The organism is Gimesia alba, from assembly GCF_007744675.1.
GTDB lineage: Bacteria > Planctomycetota > Planctomycetia > Planctomycetales > Planctomycetaceae > Gimesia > Gimesia alba.
Window position 1 is genome coordinate 5,087,701 of record NZ_CP036269.1, and the last position, 24,687, is coordinate 5,112,387.

Annotated in this window: 9 protein-coding genes; 4 read left to right on the top strand and 5 right to left on the bottom strand. The window is 49.5% G+C overall.

Annotation, left to right across the window (positions count from 1 at the left end; all coding sequences use genetic code 11):
• Window positions 1–53: 53 nt before the first annotated feature.
• On the bottom strand, window positions 54–1,385 hold the full coding sequence (locus Pan241w_RS19045) for a hypothetical protein (protein ID WP_145218889.1): 1,332 nt from the start codon (window positions 1,383–1,385) through the stop codon (window positions 54–56).
• A 407-nt stretch (window positions 1,386–1,792) separates the two neighbouring features.
• Window positions 1,793–2,428: a nucleotidyltransferase family protein gene (locus Pan241w_RS19050; RefSeq protein WP_145218891.1), complete on the bottom strand. Its 636-nt coding sequence runs from the start codon at window positions 2,426–2,428 to the stop codon at window positions 1,793–1,795.
• A gap of 104 nt (window positions 2,429–2,532) precedes the next feature.
• Here Pan241w_RS19050 and surE point away from each other — a divergent pair, with 104 nt between their 5' ends.
• The 4 genes from surE (at window position 2,533) to fhcD (ending at window position 7,245) form a co-directional block, all read left to right on the top strand.
• A complete protein-coding gene (surE, locus tag Pan241w_RS19055; protein WP_145218893.1) occupies window positions 2,533–3,336 on the top strand; it encodes a 5'/3'-nucleotidase SurE in 804 nt (267 codons plus the stop codon).
• A gap of 202 nt (window positions 3,337–3,538) precedes the next feature.
• Complete coding sequence (locus tag Pan241w_RS19060) at window positions 3,539–5,587, top strand: PAS domain S-box protein (RefSeq protein ID WP_145218895.1); 2,049 nt, start codon at window positions 3,539–3,541, stop codon at window positions 5,585–5,587.
• The gene (locus Pan241w_RS19065) at window positions 5,577–6,233 is read left to right on the top strand and encodes a response regulator transcription factor (RefSeq protein ID WP_232107198.1); all 657 of its coding nucleotides are present in this window, start codon (window positions 5,577–5,579) and stop codon (window positions 6,231–6,233) included. Before Pan241w_RS19060 ends, Pan241w_RS19065 begins: the two co-directional genes overlap by 11 nt.
• A gap of 85 nt (window positions 6,234–6,318) precedes the next feature.
• Window positions 6,319–7,245, top strand: coding sequence for a formylmethanofuran--tetrahydromethanopterin N-formyltransferase (fhcD, locus tag Pan241w_RS19070; RefSeq protein ID WP_198000023.1), 927 nt, complete (start codon window positions 6,319–6,321; stop codon window positions 7,243–7,245).
• Between the two features lie 29 nt (window positions 7,246–7,274).
• Here fhcD and Pan241w_RS19075 read toward each other — a convergent pair whose 3' ends face one another.
• The 3 genes from Pan241w_RS19075 to Pan241w_RS19085 all read right to left on the bottom strand — a co-directional run bounded on the left by Pan241w_RS19075 (window position 7,275) and on the right by Pan241w_RS19085 (window position 24,256).
• Window positions 7,275–10,142, bottom strand: a complete 2,868-nt coding sequence (locus Pan241w_RS19075) for a 2-oxoglutarate dehydrogenase E1 component (protein WP_145218899.1) — start codon at window positions 10,140–10,142, stop codon at window positions 7,275–7,277.
• Window positions 10,143–10,550: 408 nt separating this feature from the next.
• Window positions 10,551–10,910 carry a DUF3467 domain-containing protein gene (locus Pan241w_RS19080; protein WP_145218901.1) on the bottom strand — a complete coding sequence of 120 codons (360 nt, stop codon included), beginning with the start codon at window positions 10,908–10,910 and terminating at the stop codon, window positions 10,551–10,553.
• Between the two features lie 380 nt (window positions 10,911–11,290).
• Window positions 11,291–24,256, bottom strand: a complete 12,966-nt coding sequence (locus tag Pan241w_RS19085) for a beta strand repeat-containing protein (protein ID WP_198000024.1) — start codon at window positions 24,254–24,256, stop codon at window positions 11,291–11,293.
• Between the last annotated feature and the right edge of the window lie 431 nt (window positions 24,257–24,687).

The window sequence follows — 24,687 nt, forward strand, 5'->3', positions numbered from 1 at the left end:
TCAATTGAAACCTGCCTCGATTCATTCACATCACAAGCGAATCACTTTTACGACTAAGCGGAAACATCTGGTTTCGCTGGAGCCGTCTTAGGATTTGCTTCTGGTTCTGGTTGTGGTTCCGGAACCACAGGTTTTGCTGATTCCCGAGTTTGAGGTACCAGTCCACAATTGCCGGTTGCACAGGCAGTTGTCGGACAGACCGTTTGTGGAACCATGGTGCAAACTTCGTAAGGAACCTTACGGGCCACACACTTGGAAACATAACGTGTGCAAGTAACAGGTACCTGTTTCGGTACGCAACGAGCAACACGGTGAGTGACTGTGAAAGGAACTTTACGAGTCACGCACTCAGCAACTTTGCGGGTGCATTTCTCTGAAACCATTTTACAGGTTTGCACGGGAACTTTACGGACTCGCTCTTCGCAGACCCAGTTACAGGTCTGGTAAGGAACTTTCTGAGCAACCGTTTCGGTGACCCAGCGACAAGTCCGGTAAGGAACCTTGGTGACAACCACTTCAGGGACCATTTTACAGACCTTCACAGGTACTTTGTTCACGATCACTTCAGGCACATAACGAGTCACCTGAACCGGGCAGCTCTGACGAACTACCTGAGGCACATACTGCGTACAAGGAACCTGGCAAGCGACTCTTTTCAGTCGCCAGACTTTCCGACAGTGTGTTCTGCCGGGAACCTGAACCATGGTCATCCGAGGAACGCCACAGGCATCCGTCGTCCAGCAGGGACGGCATCTTCCCCGTTTTTGAATCTGTTTGGTTTCCCAAACACCCTGTAAACGATGTACCGTACGGTAGGTTGTTACTGGTTTCATGACCGTGTAGCAACGTTCCTGGTTTACAGTTTCCGTAACAGGACGCATCACCGTCTGGCGGCATTCCTGTTCGATTGTTTCCACAACCGGTCGCATCACGGTGCGACGACACTCCCGCTCATGATTTTCCCAGACAGGGCGCTGTACCTGATAGCTGCAATCGCGATACTTGGTCTCGACTACAGGGCGTCGCACGGTGTAACGTTCTTCACGTTCCGATGTTTGATATACTGGTTTCTGGACCGTATATTCGACATCGCGGTAAACGGTTTCATTCACCATGCGATAACAGGTCTGCTGCTTGTCTTCGTAGACTGTCTCGTATTCAGTACGATAAGCCGTATACTGCTGAGGTTCTAAAACCCGGTCGTATACAGTACGGTAGCATGTTTTCCGCTCAACACGACAAGCGGTGTAACAGGCCGTTGGTTGACAGGCAACAGTGGGGCAACAGTTATAACTGGCTGCTCCAAAATACCTGCAGGCTTGTGCTGAATCACTGACAGCCAGCATCGCCACAGTGGCAAATGCCAAGGCTAAAGTCTTTCTCATTTTTCCCCCTCCAAAAAAGTTCGTCACATGATGAAAGTGTGCGTTTTCCGAATTTTCATTTCATACATGACTGCCTGCATTATTGACATGACCTGAAAAAAGATGCAAATCAAAAGCTGACGTCTCGTATGGAAAAAACAAAATCGCATCGGATTGTTCTATCTAGCACTCAAGCATAGATCACATAGTTTTGGCAACTTGAGGAAAAAAGGGGGATATGACTTTTTAGTTAAGAGGTCGATCAAGCTTTCACTTTACAATCGTTATCACCTGCAAAGTTTCACAAAAGCAACATGGGTGCGCGTTAACCTATTGTCAGATAGCAACATGAGCCCGAAATACAACAGAAAACCAAACCCGGAAAATGGCTGGCATCCAAGCATCTAAATTGTTGGATGCCTTCAGGTTCAGAAATCTTCAGAAAATTGCTGCTGCACCGACTCGAAATCTTCAGGCGTATCCAGATCAATCAGAATTTCCGGAAAATCGCATTCGAACAAGTCAGGTTGAACCCGGTGCTTTTTCCATAATGCATTGATTCCTTCATCATCTTGAAGTTCAAAAACGTCCTTAGAAACGGGCCAGCGAAAAAAAGCGGGGTGCCCTTTTTGATTCTGAAAGGTAGGAATCATGACGTCTGCCTGACATTGCTTCCAAGCCTGATAAAGCACTTCAAGCACCTCACGTTTGAGGACCGGATGATCGGCGGGGATTAACAGCCAGCTGTCCTGTTCTGAAGGCTGATAGTGCTCGTCAATCCATTTCAGACCGATTTGCACGCTACGTTTCATATCAGGCGGATCGACATCAGGTTGAACTAAATCCAGATCCATATCGGAAAGATGATCTTTCAATCGATCATCCTCTTTGCGGGCAACAATCACGATCCGGGTAATAAATGGTGCACTTAATCCGTGAACCAGCCGCTGGATCACCGTTTCTTTACCCAGTGTCAGCAGTAGTTTGTGTGTGCCCATGCGACGGCTCCTGCCGGCAGCCGGAATAATGACAAAAAGTCGTGGCGGTGTATTTAAGTTGCTCATTCGGATAAAATATTAATGACTCGTTCAAACAGAAATTAAGTAAACCACAGGGAAGCTCGCAAACTGAGCCCCCCTGCTCTCTATTTTTCACTTGAGGTCGTTTCGTGCAAATCTTATTAACCAACGATGATGGAATTCATGCCCCTGGGATTCGGAGCCTGCAAAAGGCGCTCACTCAACTGGGCGATGTCGAAGTCGTTGCTCCCTTATCTGAGCAGAGTGGCGTCGGCTTAAGTATTACCTACCTCCATCCCCTGATGATACACCAGGAATTCGAAGAGGAACAGCACTGGGGCTGGGCCGTTGCCGGCAGTCCAGCAGATTGTGTCAAACTCGGGATCCTGGAATTCTGCCCCAAACGCCCTGATCTGATCGTGAGCGGAATTAATTCCGGATCGAATGTGGGAATCAATGTGCTGTATTCGGGAACGGTGGCTGGCGCGATCGAAGGTGCTTTTGCCGGAATCACGTCGATTGCCATTTCTGCCGCCAGCAGTTTTTCGAATGATATCAAGCCGGACTATGATCAGTGCGCGGAACAGAGCATTCCGATTATCAAAAAACTGTTACAGGAAAACTCGGGTTCCAACAGACTCTGGAATGTGAATTTTCCGGAAACGAAACCAGAATGGCCTCGTGGTGTGAAATGGACATCGCTCGGCGTCAAACGGCACTTTGATGTCATGGAAAAACGGATTGATCCGCGAGGACGACCTTATTACTGGAGCGGCCTGGATCCAATCAGCAATCACCGTCTGGAAGCAGGCACAGACATACAGGAACTTTCCGAAGGCTTTGTGACGGTCACACCGCTCAAGTTTGATTTAACCGACCATGTATTACTCAACGATACATTAAACGGACAGACCAATAGAGAACTCGACTTGGATTTACAAAATCCCGCATGACAGACAGTTGAAACGGGGCGCAAAATTTGACTTTCTCCTACATGCCCAGTTACCATTGACAGTAGTGATTTTGTTTCCATTTAGTTGATTTTTTCCTGAAATGCATGATAACAGGCTATTCAGAATTATTCAGTTTCGAAATCGACTCCTGCTAACCATGATACTTTAGGACGTTCTTCCCAATGCGATTAAGAGGTAAGCAGTGACAGAGAAAAAATCGCTTCAAAGCCCCCCAGTCGATTCTTCATTTCCAGGAGTGAATGTTACGGAATTGAAAACCAGCGACTTTTTGCAGAATCTGGTGCAAATCGATCATCAACTGCTCAGGAATATTCTTGCCAATACGCCGTTGATCATCTGGGCCGTGGATCGGAACGGAATCGTGACCTTCTCAGAAGGAGGAGGATTGAGAAAGGTAGGCTATCAACCTGGTGAATGGGTTGGCAGGTCTATCTTCGAAGAGTATTCCGATGATCCGGACTTAATCTCAATCTTCAGAAAAACTCTGAGGGGTGAAGCATTACGCCTGGAACGCTCGTTTGACAACCTGATTTTAGACGTGGAATACACGCCCCTGTTTGACGAGCAGGGAGAGGTGGATGGTTTTCTGTCCGTGGCTACGGATATTACAGAAAAAACGCTTTCCCAAGAGGAACTGCGACTCTCTGAAGAACGATTCAGTAAAATCTTCCAGGTCAACCCGATTGCGATGTGCATCACCGAAATGGAAACGGGAATTTTTGTTGAAGTCAATGAAGGCTTTTTGTCTGCACTGCAATGCAGCCGGGAAGAGATCCTGGGACAAAGTGCCTTAGATATCGGTTTCTGGCCGAACCAAGACAAACGCCGAGAAATGATTGAACAGGTTAAACAGGAGGGCACCGCGCGGGAACTGTTTTTCGACTTCGTAAACCTGAAAGGGACCCGCATCTGCGCCTTATTGTCGGCAGTCCAGATTTATTTCCGGGGCGAAAACCTGCTGCTCTCATGTGTCAAAGATGTCACTGGAGAACATCAGGCACTGGAAGAACTAGAAAAATTAAATGAGCATCTGGAAGCCAGAGTCGTATCTCGAACAGCCGAACTTCAACACGCACATTCCATTCTGAATGAAGAGTATAAAAAACGGAATCGGCTCTATCGTGCGTTACAGCAGACGGAAGCCAAATGGCGTTCGCTGGTCACCAATGCCCCCGATACGATTTTGACACTGGACTGCGATGGCACCATCCTCTACGTCAACCATAATATCTCATCCTTGGGAATGGAGGAGATTATTGGGTCGACGATCTTTCAATATATGAAGACCGAGGACATCTCCAAAGCAAAACAGATTCTGAAAGAAGTCTTTCAGTCAGGCACTCCCCAGGTCATGGAAACAGAAGGCCTCAACGCAGAAGGCAAGAAAGCCCTCTATTCCTGTCGCGTGGGGGCAATGGTGAGCGGGGGAGTCATCATAGCAGCGATGGTGATTGCCACCGATATCACGCAACAGAAGCAGGCTGAGCAAGAGTTAGTCCGCCGTCGTGCCGAGCTGGCGCATCTTTCCCGCCTGTCGACAATGGGCGAACTGGCTGCAGAATTATCCCACGAATTAAACCAGCCCCTCGCCGCCATCAATAATTACACAAATGGCTGTATCCGCCGTATCCGATCCGGAACCACCAGCCTGGACAAATTGATTGAACCGCTGGAAGAAATGTCGCGCCAGGCCCAGCGTGCCAGCGAAACCATCAAACGTCTGCGTCGGCATGTCCAAAAAAGTGATGTCGAACATAAACCACTCGATATTAACATGGTGATTCAAAATTCCATCTCACTACTTGAACATGAAATCCAGCGCAATTTTGTCGCGTTGCACCTGGAACTGAGCCCGAGCCCTTTACAGACTATTGGCGATGCCATTCAAATTGAACAGGTTCTGGTCAATCTCATAATCAATGCCATTGAAGCCATGGCCGATATACCAGCTGAAGAACGAAAACTGATCATTCAATCAGATCGGGACGAAGATGGAAATTTAGTTATTTGTGTCACAGATAGCGGAATAGGTTTGAAAAAAGAGGAAGAAAATTCTATCTTCGAAACGTTCTACACAACTAAACAAAAAGGACTAGGGGTGGGTTTGTCTATCAGCCAGACAATTATTGAAGCGCATGGCGGAAAACTCTATCCCCGTCGAAATAAAAAAGGGACGAGTTTTTTCATAACTCTGCCTGCAATCAATGGAGAAAATCATCGTGGTTTCTGATGTTATGACGATCAATCAAGAAGCAACCGTATTTGTAGTTGATGATGACCCGGCGATACGCAAGTCGCTTCGGTGGCTCATCGAATCTGTCGGCCTCAAAGTTCAGACCCATGAACTGGCCAGTGATTTTCTGGAGAGCTATTCCCCCGATTCTCCCGGCTGTCTCGTCCTGGATGTGCGCATCCCGGGAATGAGTGGTCTGGAATTACAGGAGAAACTGCGCGAACGGGGATATGACATTCCGGTAATTATTGTCTCCGGGTATGGCGATGTTCCGATGGCCGTGCGGGCCATGAAAGCAGGTGCCGTAGACTTTTTAGAAAAACCTGTGAGTGATCAGGTTTTGCTGGATTATATCCAAAAAGGAATCGAACAGGATATCAAAAATAAACAGGCTCGGTTACAAAACAAAGAACTCATCGAACGTAAAGAATCACTGACACGCCGGGAGCGTGAAGTGATGGGATATGTTGTGGCCGGTCTATCCAGCCGTGAGATTGCAGACAAATTGGACGTCAGTTTTAAAACCGTCGAAGCGCATCGCGCAAAAATCATGAAGAAAATGCAAGTCAAAAGTGTTCCCAAGTTGATCCAAATGGATCTGCTCATTCAAGGCAGCACGACGACTGACCCCAAACGCTTCTAAGTTGACTTTTTAGAGACACTGCCCCGTACAATCCTGCAGACAATTTTACTGAAAACCGTTGTTTTGACATCGGCTGGGAACGAACTTGAATACTCAAACTGAACTGGAATTAAACGGCGTTCCCGTTTGTGACACGTTTGCTGAAGCATTCACGACTGTGGGAACTCGCATCATTGTGACGGCGTTGACGGAGTCCTGGGTCAAAATTGCTGCGGCCGAAGTCAGTGGTTACGCGACAAGCGTCATTGCCTGCGATGCAGAAGCCGGCGTAGAAAAATATCTGTCTCCAGCAGAAAGCCCCGACGGACGACCGGGAGTCAGCCTGATGTTTTTCGCATTCAGCCGCTCTGCTCTGGAAACAGCGGTTACGAACCGAGTCGGACAGTGTATTCTGACCTGTCCGACAACCGCCTGTTATTCCGGTATCACAGATTCAGATCCGGAAAAGCAGATCGCCCTGGGAAGCCAACTGCGTTTTTTTGGTGATGGTTTTCAGGTCTCCAAGAAATGGGGCCACCGCCGACTCTGGCGGATTCCCGTAATGGATGGAGAATTCGTTTGCGAAGACCGGGTTGGCACATTCAAAGGAGTGGCGGGAGGCAATCTGCTCATCTGCGCGACGGATCAGAAAAGGGGGCTGCTAGCGACAGAAGCCGCCGTTGCCGCCATGCAGAAACTGGAACAGATCATCCTGCCTTTCCCCGGAGGGATCGTTCGCAGTGGCAGCAAAGTCGGTTCGCGTTATTCCAAACTGAAAGCCAGCACCAACGATGCCTATTGTCCGACGGTTCGCGCACAGACCACTTCAGAACTGCCTGAGGGTACCGGCTGTGTTTACGAAATCGTCATCGATGGTGACTCATTCGACACCGTACAACAGGCGATGCAGGCTGGATTAATTGCCGTCAGCCAACAACCGGGGGTCCTCGAAATCACTGCCGGAAACTATGGTGGAAAGTTGGGAAAACACCATTTTCACCTGAAGGACATCGTGGAAACCTCTGGCCTGTAAAATCGCCTGATTCCAGATACCATCGCCACTTAGCGGAAGCTTTCTGAGATCAGCATTTCCTGCTCGAACTGGTGGCTCCTGCTGGATCCTGTCGCCGGACTGGCACTCGCCTGACGATAGACGCCCTCAAGTGGATGACGGCCAAACAGATTCCCTTTAAAGCGACAATAGATAAATTGCCAGGCTCCCATGTTTTCCGGTTCTTCCTGGACCCAGTACACAGGAGTTCCTTCAGGATAAGGCGCTAACGCCGCCTCAAGCTCAGCTTTGGGAATCGGGTACAGCTGCTCCATCCGAATAATGGCGATATCATCGCGTTCTGCCTGTTTTCGATGCTCATTCAGATCGTAATAGATCTTTCCGGTACAGAGTAAAATCCGAGTGACCTTTTGAGGATCGATGTCTGTCGTGTTGGCGATCACCTTGAAAAACGAACCCGAACTCATCGATGAAAAGCTGGAGACCGCATCGTGATGTCTGAGCAGACTTTTAGGCGTCATCACAATTAATGGCTTGCGCCATTTGCGGATCATCTGGCGTCTGAGCAAGTGGAAAAATTGATCAGGCGTGGTGGGGACTGCGATTTGAATATTGTTCTCCGCAGCCATCTGCAAAAATCGTTCATATCGCGCACTGGAGTGTTCCGGCCCCTGTCCTTCAAATCCGTGTGGCAAGAGCATCACGATTCCACTGTAACGTTGCCATTTATCTTCGGCACTGACGATAAACTGATCGATAATCACCTGGGCTGCATTACAGAAATCACCAAACTGGGCTTCCCAGATAATCAGACCATCGGGACAGTCTAAACTGTAACCGTAATCAAAGCCGAGAACACCCGCTTCCGATAGAGGACTGTTGACGAATTCAACAGGTCCCTGACCGGCCACCAGATGTTTGAGCGGTGTATATTTTTTTCCGGTTTTGACATCATGTAGCACAGCATGGCGATGACTGAATGTACCACGTTGGGCATCCTGGCCACTCACGCGAATCCGGTAGCCTTCGGTCAACAAGGAAGCAAAGGCCAGAGATTCGGCGGCGCCCCAGTCTAACTTACGCTCACCTTCTGCCATTTCTCTACGAATGCGCAATAGCCTCTGAATTTTTTTATGCGGCGTGAATCCGTCCGGAAATTCGGTCTGCTTTAATAACAGGTTGACCAGACTTTCTTCAGGAACTCCCGTATCGATCTGATCGGCAGGAAGCTCTTCCCCCCCGCGATATCCGGCCCAGATGCCTGCTGGCAGTTCCACAGTATGCGGATAATTGTCCACTCGGGCTGCTGCCAGTTCCGATTCCAGGTGTGTGATACTCTCTTCCTGCAGACGGTCGCCGTCCTCCTGCGTGACAGACTTGCGTTCCAGCATTCGCTGCAGGAAGCTGTCTCGCACAGAGGGACGTTGGTTGATGATGTCGTACATTAATGGTTGTGTGAAAGAAGGTTCGTCTCCTTCATTATGACCGCGACGACGATAGCAGTACATATCGATGACAACATCACGATGGAATTCCTTACGGAAGTCCATTGCCAGCTTGACAACCTGGGCGACTGCTTCCGGATCTTCTCCATTGACATGGAAGATCGGAATCTGCAGCATTTTCGCGACATCCGTCGCGTAGGTCGAAGAGCGGCTTTGTGCAGGGTCCGTCGTAAAACCGATCTGGTTATTCACGACGACGTGGATCGTTCCACCGGTGCGATAACCTTTTAACTCACTCAGGTTCAGACTCTCCTGAACCACGCCTTCGCCTGCAAATGCCGCATCGCCGTGAATCAACAGGACCATTCCCTTAGTCCGATCAATGTTGTGCCAGCGGTCCTGTTTGGCTCGCATCCGGCCCATGGCAACGGGATTCACGAATTCCAGATGGCTGGGATTAAAGCAGAGCGTCAGATGGACATTGTGCCCTGATTCGGTCATCCAGTCGGAACTGTATCCGAGGTGATATTTGACATCACCGCGTCCTACACTCATTTCAGGAACCGAGTCTTCGTATTCCCGAAAGATCTCGCGCGGTTTTTTGCCCATGATATTCGTGAGCACATTCAACCGGCCGCGATGAGCCATGCCGAAGACGATCTCGTCAACGCCTTGTTCACCCGCTTTTTCAACAGCAAGATCCAGCAGCGGAATCAGGCTTTCCGCCCCTTCCAGTGAGAAGCTTTTCAAGCCGACGTACTTCTTCTGAATGAACTCTTCGAAAACAACCGCATCGGTTAAACGACGCAAAATCCGCAGCGCTTCAGGGCGTTCAAACTTGAGAAAGTTGGCGGTGCTTTCCATGCGGTCTTGCAGCCACTTGCGAACGCGCAAGCTGTCGATGTGCATAAACTGAGCACCAATGGATCGACAGTAGGTGTTCTTTAACCATTGGATCATCTCCCGCAATGTGCGCTGCGAAGGGCCACCAAAGGTGGATGTAGAAAAAATCCGGTCATAGTCGCGTTCGGAAAAATCATAGAATTCGGGCATCAACTCGGCAGGTGTGGCCCGTTTTTTCCCCAACGGGTCCAGTGAAGCCAGAATATGTCCCCGCACCCGGTAGTTCCGAATCAGCTGATCGAGACGTTCCTGGCGATCAGCAATTTTCATTGTCTGGCGATCCAATCCTTCCGTTTTTTGAGATCCGGGAGGATTGAACATCGTATGGCGTTTAAACGAAGGCCCAAACCCAGGTCTTTGCTTACGCGTGACCTTGTGGGGGAACCGGGCAAAGAAGTCCTGCCATTCCTGGGAAACAGAGCCCGGGGACTTCAGATAGCTTGTGTACAGATCTTCAACGAACGATAAGGATTCCGAGCTGATTTCGTTGACTAATTCTTCCGGCAACTGACTCTCATAGTGCCCATTGTCGTCAAAGTGGGATGAAACTGCATCTGGTTTATCTAGCATTGTGCCCTCTCCGGGCTTAGAGACGAACTACCGACAAGGCAATAGTAAGGCCCCTCTGACAGGGAATCACAACTGGATTGTCGATGAAACGAGTTCTAAACGGTTTTCTTTTACAATATTGTATAAGATCAGAGTTTTAAAGCTTTCTCCTCTAGTTGACTTGCGCTGTCATTATGAAAGTTACCAAACTCGTTTTGGCTTTCCTACTCATCCGCTGCCAATCTTTTATCCAAAATTTCAGGAAAAACCGGAATAACAGGTAAAAGGATGCCTGAACCGGTAATAGAGGGGCCTTAGAAGCAGAACGAAAACACATTCAGCAGCGCAACAAAAAAACCGGCTCCGATGCAAGTTCACATCGGGCCGGTTTTAGATGTAGCCTTCGTCAATCGCGCTCGTGTGAAAGCACTATGACTTCTGAACAACACGTTTACGAATGTCTGTTTCCAGAACTCCGAAAGCCTGTTCGTGACGTTGCAGTGCCATTGAAAGTGCACTCAGCAGTCTTTTGGCTGTGTAATGGTTCAGAATAATCCGCTGGCCAACGTTGATCTCAGTGTTTGCAGGATCAAGTGGCTGTGGATTTAATCCCAGGTCCAGAATCAATTCTTCTGGAGTACTGGAAACGCGACAGAAGTTAGCATAGCTGGCTGCGACGTTGTCGTCGTTCACCTTAACCTGCTGCTGTTGCTGAGCGGGAGCCTGTGCCTGCTCTGCGGCTGCTTCTGTTGTTGCTTCAGCTGATTTTTCATCTTTCTTAGCACTCACGCTTGGTTTCTCCTCAATGTTACAAAATCTTAAGAAGTAATTGGTTCCAGAAATAGGGACCTGAACTGATGGGGAATGAAAACGATCTGTTTGAAAAACAGTTCGTCCCCCAGATTAGATTGTTTTGTCCTGACTTGTTCAAAGACTCCTGAAACATAACATCAGACTGTTCAGTATTCAAGAAAAGAAAGGACAGACTTTGAAAGTCTTTTAATACATTCATATTTGGATAACGAAATTGACTGCATGTTGCTAAAAATCAACGCGCCCCCCATCTTTCCTACAGCAGCCATTCGTTTCAGGTTAGAGAAAAAGCGCCCTTACGGTGATCTGGAAGGCACTCATAAGGGCGCGTTGTACATATCTTGAATTCTGCTGAATTATAGAATCGGGCCTGCCCAGTCAGAGAAGACATCATCAAATCCAGCGTCGAATTCTTGAGTCAGCCCCAGAAGATCAGTATCGGTTTCTGTCTGGTTCGCATCGGAACTCGGGCTGTGCTCGCGACTGTCCACGATCGACAACCCATTGAGCCGCAGGTTACTGACCAGTTCGTCGTTCAGACCTTCCAGCACGGTTAAATCAAGCTCGACCTGATTCAGAGTAGACGAATTGAGATCCAACTGATTTCGAGTCAGATTGAACTCTGGCAGTACACTTTCGTTAAACTCTGACACGCTGTTGGAAAACACGACAGTGTTGGATTCCAAGACTGCCAACGGCTCAACACTGGTTTCGAGCTGCTCATCTGCAGGCAGATTTGCCATTAGAGGAGCATTCACGCCTACCAGAATCTCGAAGCTCCCTGAAGCAGCGGCTTCGTGAGCAGACTGCAGAATCAAGGCATCCAGAATCGAAGGCAGTTTACGAACCCCCGGATCGAGTGTCGCATTCATGACATCTCCGGCATGAACCGTATCATCCAGGTGCAGGCCATCATCGGTCAGCGTGGCTTCAAAGCCACTGCCAACAAAGCTCAACGTTCCACCAACTCCGGTTTGCACGAAGCTTTCAAACGGTGCATACGTTTCAGTGAACCCGAGCACGTGACCAATTTCGTGCAACAGAACCGTCAACAAGTCATAGTGACCGGCGGCATCGGAACCCGCATCAGCGGTGTAAGCCACGCCCCCTTCCAGAACCGTATCACCGAAGGCGGAAGAGTCCAGATCCGAATACCAGCCGAGACCGGCGGCATTGTCATCCAGCGTCACAATCCCGGAAACAGGACGACCTTCAGAGTCGACACCGGTAATCTGACCTTCACCCAGTTGAGTGCCCCCCAGGTTGGTAATAACCAACTGAATATCCAGCGGTTCTTCCAGCCCCAACGCATCCTGCCAAATACCCAACGCTTCATCCATCACCTGATCAATGGAGGAATCACCAGTGATATCGGTCGTTTTACCATACCAGCGTTGCAGGAAGTTGGCAGGATAAACAACATCTCTGTCTCCCCCTTTTTGAACGCCGTAGTTAGATATGAAATATCTCAAATCCCTATGGTCCACCGTACCACTTTTATCAGCATCTAATGCCCAGACATAGGGTGAATCTGAATCAAGTACATTCTGACCATAAATTGTGATCATGACGACCAGATCGCGAGCATTGATCTGATCATCATCATTCACATCATAGGCAATCGCCCATAGATCCGTTTCGGGAGCATCTCCGACAATCAAAGTGGTATCACTTCCATTCGTCAGATTGACACTCACATTACTGAGTGACAGTCCCAAAGCATGCGGGCCGATGAATTTATCTTCAAAGTCAATGGAGACATCATCCTGTGACAACGATTCGAACTTGACTCGAGCCAGCAGGGTTTTTTCTCCGTTTCCGACCTTTTCGTAGATCGCTGTACCACTGAGACCAGTCACAACTCCCGTTGTATCGTCGATCACAGCCTGACCTGAAGCAGCAAAAGCACTGCTAAACTCAATCTCAGTCGCAGAAAAGAAATTTGTGTTGTAGTTTAGGTCAACTGCTGCATCAGTGATCCCTCTTGCATCTGCAGTTTCCACATAAACTTCAACCCAGAATGAGCTCCATTCATCAATCCAGGTATCACTGGCGGGTAATTCAGAAGTCTGCCCGAACTGATTCAATTCTGTCTGAGTACGAACAACGACCAGATCGACGGCAGTCCCAGCATCCAATGTGGTATCAGTCACAATCGCCTGAGTACCATGTAATGGCAGTGCCCCTTCCTGCACAGTAATTGTCAGGTCATAGCTGCCAACATCAGCGGGATCGACACCTGTTGGTCGACCCGCAGTATTGGTTGGGTCATAAGTTGAGGGATCATTAGAATCATTGTAGGCACTGACACCAATATAGTAGGTTCCGGTTGAAGACGCGGTAAACGTAACATACGAATCCAACGGGGTTGATAACTGGTTTACGAGAAACTCATCCGGCGCCAAATCATCATCAGAGTAGGCAACTTGATTGCCCAGCGAATCAAAGATGCGAACGATACTATCGAGCCCTGTCTCGAACATATTGGCATCAACATCCACAATCACCGAATCACCGGCATCCAACTGAATCTCATACATGTCGACATCCAGCAACGGATCAGCAATAACAGTGTTGTTTCCGATAACCCCTTGAAAGACCTGAGTTCCAGGAGCTGCCGAGGTCAAACCGGTCACTTCGGCTGTGGCCAGTGTATCGCCGGCTTCATCCGTATCATCCTGATTTACATCGAAACGGGCAGTCGCTGATCCCACCAGGTTCAGCACCACATCAGCCCCGTCTGAAGTTGTAAATTCAATGCGACGGCTGATCGGAATCAGCAACTCATAGACTCCCGGCGAAACTAAAGTCAAGTTGGCCTGGCTCCAGGCCGCTAAACCTACAGGAGCCATCGTGAGTGGATCGAAAAACGACATCGTTTCACCGGCCGTCGACTCTGAATTGGAGTCAACAACGGTATCAGTGAAACCCGGTAATGAAATCATCGAGTCTAGTAGCCCGTTCTCCAGTAACCAGTTTTCTGAGATATCAAAGTTACCAGAACCATCAATCGCCTGCGGACTTGAGATCACCTGAGCAATCGCATCGCGAATCGCCAGATTTATTTCACCATCAAAAGTTGAAAAAACATCGGGAATCAACTGATCGCCAACCAGGCCGAAGTCGGCCAGATCCAGGATTGAGTAATCGTCTGACAGACCACGATCAGGGCGAGCATCACCTGAGGGGTTGACTTCGATGTAAGAATCAACAATCTGAATCGTTCCGGGACTATTCACATCATCCAGAAGTACATCCAGACGACCACTGACACTGGTCGCATCCGAACCGGCTGACTGTGGCAATAGATTAATCTCTTGACCATCGACTGTAATGGTCCCCGACACGGACAAGTTACTGAGGTCGGTCTGAATAAAGAACTCAGAAGGAGTGACCTGATCCACTGAAGTATTGGTAATCGAAAGCTGGCTGAAGTTAACCCTAACGTCTCGGTTTACTCCATCAACTCCGGTTAGTATATCAGTTGTATCAATCATGAAATCAACATCATCTGCGATGTCATCTGCACTAAAGATGGCATAGCCGACCCGGCCATATCCGTTGGAAGCTAGATCGGGAAGCACACTCGTAGCACTGATATCAGAAAGCACGCCGCCGGGGCCATCAACACTGGTCACATTGGTAAGGAAACCAAAGGCAGAAGTATCAATAGTAAATTGATCATCAACCAGAGAAGCATCAGCAACATCCCAGATCATGTCCATGATCAGAGATGACACACCACCTGCCGGTGTAGACACACCGGCCAGCACCTGCGCCAACCGATCACTGATCCACATTTCTACAACATACTGGTCACCTACAGCCACCTGGCTGACAGACGAGGGCAGATCAGTCACATCAGCAACTTCAGGAGAAACAACAATATTTCCCCCCGAAGCAATCGAAGCAGTGCCGGCTCCCCCCGTATTCTCGATCACCTCGACGGCCAGAACTCCGTCATACAATTTGTCAATGATGGCACTAGACAGCCCTTCTCCAAGAGTCCATGTTCCGGTAAGTATGTCATTCACGGAATCAATGGTTGGATTATCGTCAGCTGAACTGTTACTAAAGACAGTAAACAATACGTTATCATTGGTAGTATCGATGATCCTGAGTTCTTTTAAATCATCTGTGGAGTCACCATTGGCTGTCCCATCAACATCCAAGCCATAATCACCAAGATAGATCGAATAATTCAGATCCTGTAATCCATTGACCAGCTGGAACCGAGCCCCCCCCAGTTCGTCGGCGAGTAACGTAGTGACATTTAATTCGGCCCGGAACGAGGTGAAGTCTCTGCCACTGGATGCCACATTACGAGCAATCAGCCGGATATCCACTGTCGACTGTGGATCTGGGATCAGCTTAAATGTTCTGATCACATCCGGAGAAATGGTATCATCAGAATGAGCAGTTACCGTGATCACCAGCGGCAGACGCACCTGTTCCGAACTGTAGTCGGTATAAGTGATATTTAAATCACTACCTGAGACTGAAACATTGGCCCAGAAGTTGGCGGGTAACGCATCCCCTGGCATATCACCCTCGACATGTGTGTCCACCATATAAGTCACGGTATCACCAACATCAGGATCATTAAAATGGAGATCCAGATCAATCGTTTCCGGCGTCAGGCCATCTCGGAAAATATCAACCAATGGTTCATCAGTCGCCACCAGCAACTCATTGCTACCAGTCACAGTGACAGTCACGGTTGCGGTATCAGTCGTAGTTCCATCGCTGATTTTATAGGTAAACATATCTGTGTCGACATCAGTCGGCTCAACCAGACTTGGGAACTGCCCGTTTGGATCATAAACCAACGTTCCATCTAACTGCAGAGTCACCGTCGCACCGGAATCCAGAATAATCGGCATTCCTACTGTAGCGGTCGCAGTCCCCAGCATCGTATCAGTAATTTCAGTGACCAACAGTGTGTCACTTGTGTCCGCATCTGTATCAGGACCACTCCCGTTATCCAGGCGAACGTCGAAGTTCAACGGTGTATCTTTGGTCGTTGTCACAGCGTCATCTGCTGCCATCACGGGATCATTCACACCATTGATCGTAATCGTCACGGTTGCGGTATCGGTGCCGCCGTTCCCGTCATCAATCGTGTAAGTAAATTCGTCTGTCGCAGTTTCACCTACGGCCAGGTTCTCAAACGCACCATCCGGATTATAGTCAAACGTACCGTCTGACATGATTGTAACATTGGCTCCTGACGAGAGGACAAACGGGAGACCGACAGTACCGCTTGTCATCCCTTCGCTGATACCCGTCACGGTAAATGAATCAAGCTCATCGATGTCGCTGTCCACACCGCTGCCATTGTCGGCAAAGACATCACCGCCAACCAGAGTCGTATCTTCATCCGTCGAGAAAGCATCAGGTTGAGCGACCGGAGCATCATTCACGCTGTCGATGGTAATCGTCAGTGTTTGAGCAACAGTCCCTCCGTTGCCATCAATGACATCGTAGCTATAAGTAATGACTTCCGATTCATTTGCGGGCAGAAAACTGTAGAAGCTGGTGTCAATCGACCAGCTTGACGCTGTGGTCATTGTGATCCCACCGGCGTTCCCGCCATTGGTTTGCATCAGATTTGTGACGGACAAGGTATCGTTCTGATCGACATCACTGGCATTGGTCAGCAGATCCACGTTGACGATGCCATCATCTTCCGTGCTGGTCGACGTCACAGCGGCACTGACTTGAGGATCATCGTTCACACCATTGATCAGAACCTGTACGTTCGCCGAATCCATTCCGCCGTTCCCATCACTGATCGTATAAGTAAAGGTATCCGTTGCGGTATCACCGACTGCCAGGTGCTCAAAGGCACCATTGGGATTATAAGAAAAGGTTCCGTCAGACTGCATCGTGACAATCGCCCCCGAAGCCAGCGTGAATCCGCTGCCGACGGTGCCGGTGGTCATTCCCTGGTTGATACCGGTCACGGTCAGCATGTCAGTCGTATCAACATCACTATCGACACCATTGCCATTATCGACGAAGACATCGGCACCGACGAGAATGGTATCTTCATTGGTGACAACATCGTCAGCAACGGCGTTTGGAGGATCGTTCGCACCGATGATCGTAATGGTCACCGTGGCCGTATCGGTGCCGCCATTTCCGTCACTAATCGTGTACGTGAACGAATCGGTTGCCGTTTCCCCGACAGCCAGACTGTTGAACGCACCATTGGGAAAGTATCCCATAATCCCATTTGCCGAAAGTAAGACAGAGGCACCGGAGTCAAGTACATAGGCACTTCCCACCGTTCCGGTTGAGACACCATCGGTGATGCCAATCACAGTCAGCATATCAGTCGCATCGACATCACTATCGGCACCGTTGCCGTTGTCAGCAAAGACATCATTCCCCAGCAGAATCGAATTTTCATCATTGAGGGTAATGTCGTCATCTGCTGCGACGGGAGGATCATTTAAACCAAAGACCGTTACGGTCACGGTGGCGGTATCGGTGACGCCTTCGTCGTCCTCGATCGTGTAGGTAAACTGATCGACGGCCGATTCCGTGGCTCCCAGGTAATCGAAGGCACCATTCGGATCATAACTGAAGGTCCCGTCTGCCAGAACGTTGACAATCGCACCTGAAGCCAGCGTGAATCCGCTGCCAACGGTCCCCACACTTCCCCCCTGGCTGATCTCCATCACGGTTAATGAATCGCTGGCATCGATGTCACTGTCGGCACCATTGGAGTTGTCAGCGAAAAGATTCTCTCCTGTGAGGACAAAATCCTGGTTGGTGGAAAACTCGTCATCAGCGGCGACCGGAGCATCATTCACACCGTCGATCGTAATGGTCACCGTTGCCGTATCGGTGCCGCCGTTGCCGTCACTGAGAGTATAAGTGAAAGTGTCGGTTGTATTTTCTCCGACAGCCAGATCTTCAAAGGCATTGTTCGGATCATAAGTAAATGTTCCATCCGACTGCAGCGTGACAATGGCCCCGGAAGCCAGCATGAAGGGATTACCGATGGTACCGGTCGTGAAACCATCGGCGATGCCAGTAACAGACAGGGTGTCGCTCAGATCGACGTCGCTGTCCGGACCAGCATCATTGTCGTCTAAGACACTTATCCCCAGCCCCACCAGTGCCGAATCCAGCACCGTATCTTCGGTTGTGTTTAAAAGGCCATCATTCTGAGCAACCGGCGGATCATTCACCCCCGTAATAGTGATGGATGCAATCAGCGGCACACTTCCACCATTACCGTCGATCACATCATAGTGATAGACAACCACAGCAACCTCACCGGCGGCCAGGAAGTTATACTCGCTCGGATCGATATCCAGCGTATTTCCATTGACCGTAACACCAACATTGTTACCGCTGAATTTGACTAGATTATCGACCATTAACACATCTGTAGTATCAACGTCACTGGCATTTTGCAGCAGGTCAATGCTAAAGCTGCCGTCGTCTTCTGTTCTTGTTTCTGAGATCGTCTGAACTGTCACAGTCGGTGCGTCATTCACACCGTTAATCGTGATGGTTGCCGTTTGAGCAACCGATCCCCCGTTGCCGTCAATGACATCGTACGTGTACTCGATGACCTCCGTTTCCCCGGCAGCCAGGCCGTTGTAGACACTCGGCGTAATGGTGAGCTGATTTCCGTTAACATTGATTCCACTGGCGTCACCACTGGTCTTGACCAAATTCATGACGGACAGTGTATCACTCAGATCAACGTCGCTAGCATTGGAAAGCAGATTGAGGACATACTGACCGTCATCCTCTGTAGGTGTGGAAACCACGCCCATCGAGACGGTGGGAGCATCATTTTCACCGTTAATGGTGATCGTTGCCGTCTGTGCGACCACGCCGCCGTTTCCATCTTCTATGTTATAGCTGTATGTAATGACTTCGGATTCATTGAACGAAAGATTGTTGTAGAAGCTGGAATTGATCGTCAGCGTCGTTCCATTGATCGAGATCCCGCCGTCGTTTCCAGTATTCGTTTTCGTCATAGCGGAAATGGACAAGGTGTCATTCGCATCCACATCACTGGCATTCGCCAGCAGATCGACGTCGACAGAGCCATCATCTTCGGTGGTGGTCGACTCCACGGGTGCACTAACAGTAGGATCATCGTTCACGCCAGTCACAGTCACCTGTACCGTTCCGGTAGCAAAACCGCCCCGTTCATCCCCCACTGTGTAAGTAAAGGTATCAGTGACCATTTGACCGGCAGACAGATAATCGAAGGCCCCCGTCGGATCGTAGCTGACTGTACCATCCATATTCAGCGACAGAAAGGCACCGCCACTGGAGAACATGCTGAACAAACTGACAACGACCAGATTGTTGTCATCACCATCCGGGTCGGTATCGTTCGCCAGAACGTCAATTCCGGGAAGTGCCGTCTCTTCATCGGTCGCCGCCATATCGAGATTGGCGATCGGCATCTGGTTGGCCGAAATCGTTAGAGTCACCGTGGCTGTATCCGTACCGCCGTTACCGTCATCAATCTTATAAGTGAACGTATCAGTGGCAGTATCCAGGCCGGTCAGATGATTAAACTGGCCGTTGGGATCATAGGTAAATGTTCCATCTGCGTTCAAAGTCAACAGTGCGTTGGAACCGAGCGTAATCTGCATTCCGACATCGCCTGACTGACCATTCACATCAGTGACATTAAAGGTGTCACTGGCATCCACATCGCTGTCGACGCCGCTGCCATTATCGGCAAAGACGTTGCCATTGATGGTCTGTTCCTTGTTGACGTCGATGGCATCAGGCTGAGCAACCGGAGGATTATTCACACCGTTGATCGTGATCGTCACGGTCGCCGTATCCGTACCGCCGTTACCGTCACTGAGCGTGTAAGTAAAGGTTTCTGTGGCAATTTCACCCACGGCCAGATAGTCATAGGCACCATTGGGATCGTAGTTGAAGGTTCCATCATTGTTGACCAGCAGCAATGCCCCCGAACCCAGGCTAAACTGGGAATCCACATTACCGGCAGATCCATTGACCAGTGAGACAAACGGAGTATCGAGTGTATCCGGATCACTGTCCGCACCACTGCCGTTATCGGCGAACAGATCGCCGCCCGTAATCGTCGTTTCTTCATCGATTGTAAATGCATCATCTTGTGCAGTCGGTGCATCGTTGACACCAATGATGGTGATCGAGACGGTTGCTGTATCGGTACCCCCATGCCCGTCATCAATGGTGTAAGTGAAGCTGTCCATGTTTGGTTCATCCACAGACAGATTCTCAAAGACACCATTGGGATCGTATTCGAAGGTCCCGTCCGCATTCAGCGTCAACAGAGCACCGGATCCAAGTGTAATCTGGGTTCCTACATCACCGGAAGCGCCATTGACCTCTGTAACCATCAGCGTATCACTTGTATCAGGATCGCTGTCAGCGCCATTGACGTTATCGATCAGCACATTTCCACCAGTGAGAACCGTGTCCTCATCTGTCGAAAACTCATCATTATTCGCGGTGGGATCATCATTCAGACCCGTGATGGTAATGGTTACTGTCGCCGTATCACTCCCCCCGTTTCCATCAGAGATCTGATAAGTGAAGCTATCCTGAGCAGTTTCACCAACGGCCAGATAGTTATAGACACCATTGGGATCGTAATTGAAGCCCCCGTCATTGTTGACCAGCAGCAGGGCCCCTGAAGGTAGCGTAAACTGGGAATCTACGTTTCCGGCAGATCCATTTACTTCTGACACAAGAAATTCATCGTTGCTATCGGGATCGCTGTCGACACCATTACCGTTATCGGCAAACAAATCGCCGCCCGCAATCGTCGTGTCTTCGTTGATCGTAAATGCATCATCTTGTGCGGTCGGGACATCATTGACACCATGGACGGTAATCGCGACAGTAGCCGTATCGGTACCCCCATGCCCATCATCGATGGTGTAAGTGAAGCTGTCCATGTTTGCATCACCCACACTCAGATATTCAAAGGCACCATTGGGATCGTACTCGAAGGTCCCGTCCGCATTCATTGTCAACAAAGCACCGGACGGCAGGAGAATCTGAGTTCCTACATTACCGGAGACGCCATTGACCTCTGAAATCATCAGCGTATCAGACGTATCGGGATCGCTGTCAGCACCACTGCCGTTATCGACCAACACATTTCCACCAGTAAGAACCGTGTCCTCATCTGTCGCAAACTCATCGTATTCCGCAGTTGGATCATCGTTCACACCGGTAATGGTAATCGTCACGGTGGCTGTATCTGTTCCACCAAACGGATCCATAATTGTGTAGGTAAAGGTATCTGTATCAGTTTCACCGACTGCCAGACTTTCAAACACACCATTGGGATCGTAGCTAAACGTGCCGGCTGACTGAACCGTAACGATGGCACCCGAGGCCAGCACAAAGGGACTGCCCACCGTACCCGTCGTCATTCCCTCACTGATACCTGTCACGGAAAACACATCAGTCAGATCGGGATCTCTGTCCGTTCCGTTACCATTATCTTCGAACAGGAGACCACCAACGAGGATTGTATCTTCATCAGTCGTAAACCCGTCATTCTCGGCGATTGGCGGATCGTTCACACCGTTGATCGTGATTGTCACGGTCGCGGTATCAGTTCCGCCATTACCATCATCGATCGTATAGGTGAAGGAATCGGTATCGGTGTCACCCACAGCCAGGCCTTCAAAAGCACCATTGGGATCGTAGTCAAACGTGCCGTCCACATTCAGCGTCAACAAAGCACCGGATCCAAGGGTAATCTGAGTCCCCACGTTCATGGAGACGCCATTCACTTCGCTCACAGTAAAGATGTCACTCGTATCAGGATCGCTGTCGGGACCGCTGCCGTTATCAGCGAAAAGATCGCCTCCCGTGAGGACCGTATCTTCATCCGTGGTAAAGGCATCAGCCTGTGCCAGCGGATCATCATTGACTCCATCAATGGTGATCGTCACAGTCGCGGTATCAGTTCCGCCGTTGCCATCATCGATTGTATAGGTGAAGGAATCGGTGGCCGTTTCAGTGATGGCTAAAGATTCGAAGGCACCGTTCGGATCATAGTCAAACGTGCCGTCTGACTGGAGTGTCACAATTGCACCGGAGGCGAGCGAAAAGGCACTGCCCACGGTCCCGGTAGTCATTCCCTGGTTGATGCCGGTGACCGTCAGCGTGTCACTCAGATCGACGTCACTATCCGTCCCGTTGCCATTGTCGGCAAAGACATCGCCACCGACGAGCACAGTATCTTCATCGGTGCTGAAACCGTCATTCTCGGCAACAGGTGCATCATTCACACCATCAATGGTGATCGTCACGGTCGCCGTATCTGTGCCGCCGTTACCGTCGTCGATCGTATAAGTGAAGGAATCGGTCGCGTTTTGCCCCACAGCCAGGCCTTCAAAAGCCCCATTGGGGTCATAATCAAACGTGCCGTCTGACTGGATCGTGACGATGGCGCCCGAGGCCAGCATGTACGCACTGCCCACAGTGCCGGTTGTGACACTATCGGTAATACCAACGACCGTCAGAGTATCCGTGGTATCGTCATCGCTGTCGGCACCACTGCCGTTGTCAGCGAATACATCGCCGCCAAACAAGACGGTATCTTCATCGGTCGTCAAAGCGTCATTTTCAGCGACAGGATCATCATTGGTACCTGTAATGATGATCGTCACAGTTGCAGTATCGGTGCCGCCGTTCCCATCGCTGATCGTGTAGGTGAAGGTTTCGGTCGCGGTCTCGCCGGCAGCCAGATAATTATAGACTCCGTCTGGATCAAACGAAAAACTACCATCTGACTCGAGTGTCAGTTTTCCACCTGCACCGATCGTAATCTCAGTTCCAACATCCCCCGAGGAACCGTTCACTTCCACTACGGTCAGCATGTCATTCTCGACATCGGTGTCGTTCGCAATTACCAACCCCGGCCCGAATGCATTGAAGACATCATCTTCATTATTGGTGGTATACTGATCATCTACGGCAACCGGAGCATCGTTGATCGCTGTAATGAAAACATTGAATGTGGGTGTTTCGAACGAATTGCCGGCCAGATCGGTCGCGATGATTTTATATACGCCAGCCCCAAACGCATCCAGGATCGAATTGAAAGTCAAGTCATCGGTTGAGAAATCGAAGGTGACGAGGTCATCCCCGGATACGTGGACGGCCTCGTATTGAAGTGCTGTTCCCCCATTCTGATTAATATAGGCCGAAAGTGGGTTTACAGTATAAGTGCCGAAGTCTTCATTAGCTGAGAAACTACCCAAATTTAAGCTCCCCTGGCTCGGAGCGATCGTATCCAGTTCAAAATTGACGTCGAACATGCCAGCGGAACTGATATTGCCGTGCTCATCTTCCGTCATGAAGTGCAGCGTGTGCGTGCCCCCTTCAAGTGAAGCGCCACTGTTCAGGTTCGTTTCCAGCCAGCCGCGGGTTAACGTGAAGGTTCCCCCGTTGGCACCGCCGGAGAGTTCTCCGAAGATATCCACAAAGCTGCCCCCGTCCAGGGCGACTTTGAATTGCGTGATCAGGCTCTCGTCGGTGACGGTCCCCACAATCGTCAATTCGTTCGAGATACCGTCTGAATCAGAAATCCCGGAATCGACCTCCAGACCGGCATCGACCGCGGGTGCATCCTGGTCACCGATCAGCTCCAGTTGAATTGGAGGAATATTCCGGTTGGAATTCATCATTAGTAAGTCGTTGTTATCAACGTCACCATCTTTATCGCCATCCAGCTCTTCTGAATAGTAGTCAGCGCTTGGATCCAACCCCAACTGCTGTATGAATTGCGCTGTAAAGTGATTGTAGCCATACGTATGCTGATAGAAGGCTGCTAGCGCGTGCTGGTATTCGGGATCCGAGACGGTTCCACTGCCGTCCATATCACCGGGCAGGAACACATCCACGATAAATCCACCGGTATCAGCAGTTTGACCGTTCACTAGGATCTTGTATTCCCCTGGGTTCAGTGTCGCTAAGACCAGCGAGTTAGGGCCATTATGATCATTTTCCGCAAGATTCAACGGAATGACCGCGTTGGTATTCGCATCAAAGATTTGAATCGCTGCTGGATCGAAGGTCGAGCTTGCAGATGCTCTGACCTCAAACCCAAGCGTGGGAGAGCTGCCGGGGCCAACATTCAAAACCAGTTCGGTCGAATCATTGGGCTGATTCACTGAACTTTCGAGCGAAGCCAGGATATTACTGGCCAGCAAAGTTCGATCTTCAAGCCGTTCGACATGGCTCGCATATCCAATCGGACGAGAGATCCGAAATGGTGAACGACGGGTTGCTTTTCGAGTAGATTTACGGCCAAACAATCTCTTCAGGCTCTTCATAGGTTTTTTACTCGTAACTGATTGGATAGTGGATGATTCACAAATGGTATGGTTGAGAGGGTATTTACTGTCAAAATAGTCACTTAATTTGACGATTAAACGAATTAAATCTAACAGTGAGCCAAGCGTTCCATAAAAGGAATTTCTTTTTTGTGTACGCCATTTTGACTCAAGATTGCAGATATTAATGCGGAATATGGAATATCTTTGCCGACGCGCGAACGAATTGCAATTAATAAAAAGAGAATATACAACGTTTAGGCAATCCTGTTCAGGTTGTAGGACCTTCGTAAAGGTCATCCTAAAAGTGCGAATCCTGTTCAGTAAGTGGGATGGTGGGGGGTGTTGCCTTAAAGCAACATAATTGTTCAACTTAGAGAACGATCGTGTTAAGCATTCTGTACAAAATGAGT